The 6613-nt window shown below is 68.0% G+C and carries 7 protein-coding genes; 5 read left to right on the forward strand and 2 right to left on the reverse strand.

What is annotated here, in order from left to right:
* The first annotated feature begins 283 nt into the window (after window positions 1-283).
* The gene (locus tag ACO2Q1_RS15410; protein WP_423330369.1) at window positions 284-1180 is read left to right on the forward strand and encodes a hypothetical protein; all 897 of its coding nucleotides are present in this window, start codon (window positions 284-286) and stop codon (window positions 1178-1180) included.
* Window positions 1181-1183: 3 nt separating this feature from the next.
* Here the strand turns inward: ACO2Q1_RS15410 and ACO2Q1_RS15415 are convergent, their stop codons facing one another.
* Together ACO2Q1_RS15415 and ACO2Q1_RS15420 are read right to left on the reverse strand one after the other, a co-directional pair.
* Entirely contained in the window at window positions 1184-1984 is an 801-nt protein-coding gene (locus tag ACO2Q1_RS15415; RefSeq protein WP_423330370.1) for a hypothetical protein, read from the reverse strand.
* Between the two features lie 58 nt (window positions 1985-2042).
* Window positions 2043-2744 carry a hypothetical protein gene (locus ACO2Q1_RS15420; protein WP_423330371.1) on the reverse strand — a complete coding sequence of 234 codons (702 nt, stop codon included), beginning with the start codon at window positions 2742-2744 and terminating at the stop codon, window positions 2043-2045.
* A gap of 397 nt (window positions 2745-3141) precedes the next feature.
* Between ACO2Q1_RS15420 and rpsL the strand changes: the two genes are divergently transcribed.
* From rpsL to ACO2Q1_RS15440, 4 genes are all read left to right on the forward strand, one after another.
* Window positions 3142-3516 (forward strand): 30S ribosomal protein S12, encoded by a 375-nt coding sequence (gene rpsL / locus ACO2Q1_RS15425; RefSeq protein WP_423330372.1) that lies wholly within the window; start codon window positions 3142-3144, stop codon window positions 3514-3516.
* A 36-nt stretch (window positions 3517-3552) separates the two neighbouring features.
* Window positions 3553-4026: a 30S ribosomal protein S7 gene (rpsG, locus tag ACO2Q1_RS15430; RefSeq protein WP_423330373.1), complete on the forward strand. Its 474-nt coding sequence runs from the start codon at window positions 3553-3555 to the stop codon at window positions 4024-4026.
* Window positions 4027-4183: 157 nt separating this feature from the next.
* Window positions 4184-6265, forward strand: a complete 2082-nt coding sequence (fusA, locus tag ACO2Q1_RS15435) for an elongation factor G (protein WP_423330374.1) — start codon at window positions 4184-4186, stop codon at window positions 6263-6265.
* A 95-nt stretch (window positions 6266-6360) separates the two neighbouring features.
* Window positions 6361-6613: GTP-binding protein (locus ACO2Q1_RS15440; protein WP_423330375.1), on the forward strand; the 253-nt coding region annotated here is incomplete at its 3' end.

Genomic DNA, 6613 nt, shown 5'->3' on the forward strand with positions numbered 1-6613 from the left:
CTCACCGTTCTGACCTGACCGAAGAGGGCGGCCCCGGCGACGGGGCCGCCTTTTCCTTGAGTGTGTTCGCCCCAGTCCTCCCCACCGCCGTGCATCCCGACAAAGGTCGGGATCCAGATGAAGGGGGAGGCCGGGAGGCAGGTCCCGTCAGCACGTCTGATGATCGGATTCGCTGTCTGGACCCCGGCCTTCGCCGGGGTGCACGGTGAAATCGGACACCATATGGACCCTGTGCCGGTGCGCCGCCGTTGCCTGGCTTCCGAGATCGCCGTAGCGTTCGAACATGGCGCGATCGAAGGTGTGGACGGCGGTTTCGGGCGTGGCGCTGGGCCTTTCCGTCGCGTCGACCGCTCTCGCCCAGGAGGGATCGCCGACGACCGTCGATGACGTCGTGGTCACCGGCGTGTCCGAAGGGGCGATCACGAGCTACGTCTCGCCGTTGCTGGAGCCCGCGCGCCTCGGGCGTTTCGAAGGCCAGATCGCGCGATGGAAAACGCCCGTCTGTCTGCGCGTCATCGGCGCGACGCTGGACGCCAATACCGCGCTTCAGGCAAAGGTCGCCCGGGCGATCACGGATCTGGGCGTGGCGGTCGGACGGCCGCGCTGCTCGCCCAACGCCATCGTCGTGGTCGCCGCCGAGGCCGATCGCTTCGCCGCCGTCTTCGCCCAACGCTATCGGGCGCGCTTCTTCGAGCGGGGCCGATCAGAGCAGGCGAGTTTTTCGCGCCCGTCGCAACCGGTGCGCTGGCGCCACCGGACGCGCACGGCCGGCGCCGACGGCCCGCCCGTGGACACGTCGGCGGAGGAGGTGAACGGCGCCCCGCGCATCCGCGGCGTGAACTCCCGCCTGACCGTGGCGACGATGGAGACCATCGACCGCGCCATGGTCGTGGTCGACCCCCAGAAGCTGGATATGATCGCGAGCGACGCCCTGGCCGAATATCTGGCCTTTGTGATCCTGATCGACATGCCGCCCGGCGCGGCCGCAGGGATGAACGGTTCCGGACGATCGACAATCCTGCGCCTGTTCGAAGACCCTGCGGCGCGTCTGACCGACTGGGACCGGGCCTTCGTCGCGGCCCTGTATCGCAGCAGGCCGAACCAGCGCTTCCAGGATCAGGCGGCCGAGATCGAGCAGCGGATGAGGCGACGGCTGATCCGCGCCCCCGCGGCCGACTGACCGCTACTTCGGCCGGGCCGATCCGCCGAACGGCGCCTCCTCCGGGCGCTGGAAATGCGGGGCCAGATGGGCGCCCGGGCAGGTGCCGCGCAGGTTGCCGCCGACGCATTCCGGCGAGGCGCCCGAGACGCCGGCCCCTGGCCCCAGCGGCGCGCGACGGCGCTCGTAGCGGGCGATGGCGGCGGCGCCTTCCCGGGCGAACTGGGCTTCTCGCCGGGCCTCGGACGGGGTCAGGCGGCGCTCTCCCGGCGGATGGCGCCGTGCGGCCTCGGCGGCGGCGGCGTTGAACTGTTCGTCACAGTGCCGCTGCTCCAGCGCCGAGAGATTTCCGTCCAGGGTCCGGCATCCGGCGGCGCCCAGCCTCAGGGCGCGGGCCATGGCGGCGCGACGATCGCCCGGCCGATAGGCCCACGGGTCCGGCGCCGCTGCGCCGGCGGCCGGCGCGCCGGTCGGCGCGGTCACGCCCTGGGGCGCCGGCGCGGCCAGACGCGGAACCGGCGGCGCGGGAATCTCATCCTCCGGCGTCGGGCGGGACTGCGGAATCGCCGTGGCGGTCGCGGCCTCCACGACCTGCGATGACGCGCGGACCGGACGCCGCGCCACTTCGCCTGGCAACAGGGGGCGAGGCTGCAACTCCAGCAGGATCGGCGGCGGCTCCGCCGTTCCGAGGTCTCGTCGCGCCTGTGTCAGGCCGAGGCCGATCAGGACCAGAAGCACGGCATGCAGGACGGCCGAGACCGCCAGGGCCAGCAGGCGCTGTCGCCCTTTCGGGCCGCGCCAGTCCGCCGCCATCGCCTGAATCATGCGCACCCGCCGCTGTGACGCTTCAGATGACGGGGCGACCATGGCGGCGATGTGGCGGTCAATGATGCTTCAGCAGCGAGCGCAGACCCGGATAGGCGCCGTCGCCGCGCGTGTAGTCCCGCCATCCCTCGTTGGCGGCGGCCTGGGCGGCGAACTGGTCCTCGCCCGTCGCGCCCGGCGCGCGGCCGCGTCGCGGCTCGGGCCGGGCGATCTCGGCTGGAGGTGATCCCCGCGCCTCGACGCGAGGCGGCGGCCCCCTCTCGCGACAGCCGGCCGCCTGCCAGGCGCGGAAGTTGGACAGGTCGCGACAGACGTCGCCGCCCCAGGGCTGTCTCTGGTTCTCCGTCGGGCTTGCAGCGCCGGGGACGGCCACGCGCCAGCGCGGATCGACCGGGGCGGCCCTCTCGATCGCCGGAGCCGACGTCTCGGGGCGAACGGGCGCGGCCTGGACGTTTGAGGCGACCGGCAGGGAGGGGGCGGGCAGGGGCGTCGCTGTCGGCGCCCTCGGCGTTGGGAGCTGGCGCGCCCGGCGCGGCGTCAGGTCCAGCGGCAGAACCCAGGCCTCCTGGTCATTCAGCGCCGGCTGAAAAACGGCGTCGCCGCCCAGCCCCGACCAGATCATGGGACCGAGGAGCGCGAACTGAACCAGAAGCGCCCCGCCCAGAGCCAGCAGGTGTCGGCGTTCCAGACGCGGCGAACCAAGGCTCAACCGGCCTGTCTGACCAACCACCATGCCGCTGATCCGTTCCCGGACGTCCATTCGAGACGATCACCCCACGCGGCTTCCCGACCGCCCGCACATGAGCCGGCAGGACGATGGTCGCATTGGGGCGCGGGCTTGACCGGAAAGCGTCGTGGCTTCGCGCGTAGGCGTCCGCTTGACCAACCGGCGTCCAACAGGTAAACGCCGCCCACTTTCGAGGCGGACGATTTCGGTCGTCCATCGAGATCGTGACAATCGAACTCACGGGCTGCGCCCGCCGGAACGTCCTCAGCGTCGCGTTCCGGCTTTTGCGTTTGAGCGGCTCCTAAGGTCGATGTCATGACTTCGGTCTCGATGACAACCCGGGCGGGGGATCGTCTCCCGTTCAAAAGAAGGACACGGGGCGCCCCGGCCGACAGGCACACGCCCCCATCACAAGTCGAGAGACCTGACCATGCCTACGATCAACCAGCTGATCCGCAAGCCGCGCAAGCCCAAGCCGGTTCGCAACAAGGTGCCGGCCCTGCAGGGCTCGCCCCAGCGTCGCGGCGTCTGCACCCGCGTCTACACCACCACCCCGAAGAAGCCGAACTCCGCTCTGCGTAAGGTCGCCAAGGTGCGCCTGGCCAAGTCGGGCTTCGAAGCCGTGTGCTACATCCCCGGCGAAGGCCACAACCTGCAGGAGCACTCCGTGGTGCTCATCCGCGGCGGCCGCGTGAAGGACTTGCCCGGCGTCCGTTACCACATCCTGCGCGGCGTGCTGGACACGCAAGGCGTCAAGGACCGCAAGCAGCGCCGTTCGCACTACGGCGCCAAGCGTCCGAAATAAGCCCTGCGCGCCCTACAGATTTAAGAGGATCATTCCATGTCCCGTCGTCACCGCGCCCAGAAGCGTGAAGTCCTGCCGGATCCCAAGTTCGGTGATCTGATCGTCACCAAGTTCATGAACTACGTCATGTACGAAGGTAAGAAGGCCGTCGCCGAGAACATCGTCTACGGCGCCTTCGACATCCTGGCAGACAAGAAGAAGGACCAGGAGCCGGTCGCCACCTTCCACGCCGCCCTGGACAACGTCGCCCCGCAGATCGAAGTCCGTTCGCGTCGCGTCGGCGGCGCCACCTATCAGGTGCCGGTCGAGGTCCGTCCGGACCGTCGTCGCGCCCTGGCCATCCGCTGGCTGGTCAACGCCGCGCGCAAGCGTGGCGAAAACACCATGACGGAAAAGCTGGCCGCCGAGCTGCTGGACGCCTCGAACAACCGCGGCACCGCGGTCAAGAAGCGCGAAGACACCCACAAGATGGCCGAAGCCAACCGCGCCTTCAGCCACTACCGCTGGTAACGCCTTCAAAGCGTCGCATCCCTTGAATAGGAACGCGGCGCTGACGATCTGAGACTATCCGGCGCGGGCGGTTTTGAGCTAAATCGCCCGCGCCGCCTTATCCGACATATCCGAGGGCGCTTCCGGCGTCCTGCCAAGCCCCCAAAGGGACGCCCCAATGCCCCGCACGCATAAAATCGAAGACTATCGCAACTTCGGCATCATGGCCCACATCGACGCGGGCAAGACGACGACGACCGAGCGGATCCTGTTCTACACGGGCAAGTCGCACAAGATCGGCGAAGTGCACGACGGCGCCGCCACCATGGACTGGATGGACCAGGAGCAGGAACGCGGCATCACCATCACCTCGGCCGCGACGACCGCCTTCTGGAACGACAAGCGCCTGAACATCATCGACACCCCCGGCCACGTGGACTTCACCATCGAAGTCGAGCGTTCGCTGCGCGTGCTCGACGGCGCCGTGACCGTTCTGGACGGCAACGCCGGCGTTGAGCCCCAGACCGAGACCGTCTGGCGCCAGGCCGACAAGTACCGCGTGCCGCGCATCGTCTTCGTCAACAAGATGGACAAGATCGGCGCCGACTTCGACAAGTCGGTCGAGTCGATCCGCGACCGCCTGGGCGCCAAGGCCGTGCCGATCCAGTTCCCGATCGGCGCCGAGAGCGACCTGAAGGGCCTGGTCGACCTGGTCCGCATGACCGGGGTGGTCTGGGACAACGACGGTCTGGGCGCCTCGTACAAGGACGTGCCGATTCCGGACGACCTGATGGAAAAGGCCACGGCCGCCCGCCAGTACCTGATCGACAACGCCGTCGAGCTGGATGACGAGGCGATGGAAGCCTACCTCGAAGGCAACGAGCCTTCGGAAGAGACCATCAAGAAGTGCATCCGCAAGGCCGTGCTGACCGGCGCCTTCTATCCGATCCTCTGCGGCTCGGCGTTCAAGAACAAGGGCGTCCAGCCCCTGCTCGACGCGGTCGTCGACTATCTGCCGTCGCCGGTGGACATCCCGCCGACCCCGGGCATCGACTTCAAGACCGAAGAGCCGATCACCCGCAAGGCGTCGGACGACGAGCCCCTGTCGGTCCTGGCGTTCAAGATCATGGACGACCCGTTCGTCGGCTCGATCACCTTCTGCCGCATCTATTCGGGCAAGATGGAGACGGGCATGGGCCTGCTGAACTCGTCGCGCGACAAGCGCGAGCGGGTCGGCCGCATGCTGCTGATGCACTCGAACAACCGCGAGGACATCAAGGAAGCCTACGCCGGCGACATCGTCGCCCTGGCCGGCCTGAAGGAAACCCGCACGGGCGACACCCTGTGCGATCCGCTGAAGTCCCCGGTCATCCTGGAGCGCATGGAGTTCCCGGCCCCGGTCATCGAGATCGCCGTCGAGCCCAAGTCCAAGGCCGACCAGGAGAAGCTGGGCGTCGCCCTGGCCAAGCTGGCGTCGGAAGACCCGTCCTTCACCGTCTCGACCGACCACGAGTCGGGCCAGACGATCCTGAAGGGCATGGGCGAGCTGCACCTGGACATCAAGATCGACATCCTGAAGCGCACCTACAAGGTCGAGGCCAACATCGGCGCGCCGCAGGTCGCCTACCGTGAATCGCTCGGCAAGAAGGCCGAGATCGACTACACCCACAAGAAGCAGACCGGCGGTACGGGCCAGTTCGCCCGCGTCATGATCACCTTCGAACCGGGCGAGCCGGGTTCGGGCTTCATCTTCGAGTCCGCCATCGTCGGCGGCGCGGTGCCCAAGGAATACATCCCGGGCGTCGAGAAGGGCCTGGAATCGGCCAAGGAAAACGGTCTGCTGGCGGGCTTTCCGCTGATCGACTTCAAGGCGACCCTGACGGACGGCAAGTTCCACGACGTCGACTCCAGCGTGCTGGCGTTCGAAATCGCGTCGCGCGCCGCCTTCCGCGAACTGCGCACCCAGGGCGCGCCCAAGCTGCTCGAGCCGATCATGGCCGTCGAGGTCGTGACCCCGGAAGAGTATCTGGGTTCGGTCATCGGTGACCTGAACGGTCGTCGCGGCATGATCCAGGGTCAGGACATGCGCGGTAACGCCGTCGTCGTGAACGCCTTCGTGCCGCTGGCCAACATGTTCGGCTATGTGAACACGCTGCGCGGCATGTCGCAGGGCCGCGCCCAGTTCACCATGCAGTACGACCACTACGATCCGGTGCCGCAGCACGTCGCCGACGAAGTGATCAAGAAGTACTCCGCCTAAGTAGACTACGAGACTGACCGGTCGGCGTTCGCGCCGGCCGGCCCAACCCCTGAAACCCAAAGGAACGCCCCCTCTCAGGGGACGGAGAGAAGAGAATGGCCAAGGAAAAGTTCGAACGCACGAAGCCGCACTGCAACATCGGCACGATTGGTCACGTTGACCACGGCAAGACGACGCTGACGGCGGCGATCACGATGACGCTGGCGAAGGCCGGCGGCGCCAAGGCGATGAACTACGCCGACATCGACGCGGCGCCGGAAGAGAAGGCGCGCGGCATCACGATCAACACGGCGCACGTGGAATATGAGACGGCCAACCGTCACTACGCTCACGTCGACTGCCCGGGCC

It is taken from the genome of Brevundimonas sp. VNH65 (assembly GCF_049445955.1).
Lineage (GTDB): Bacteria > Pseudomonadota > Alphaproteobacteria > Caulobacterales > Caulobacteraceae > Brevundimonas.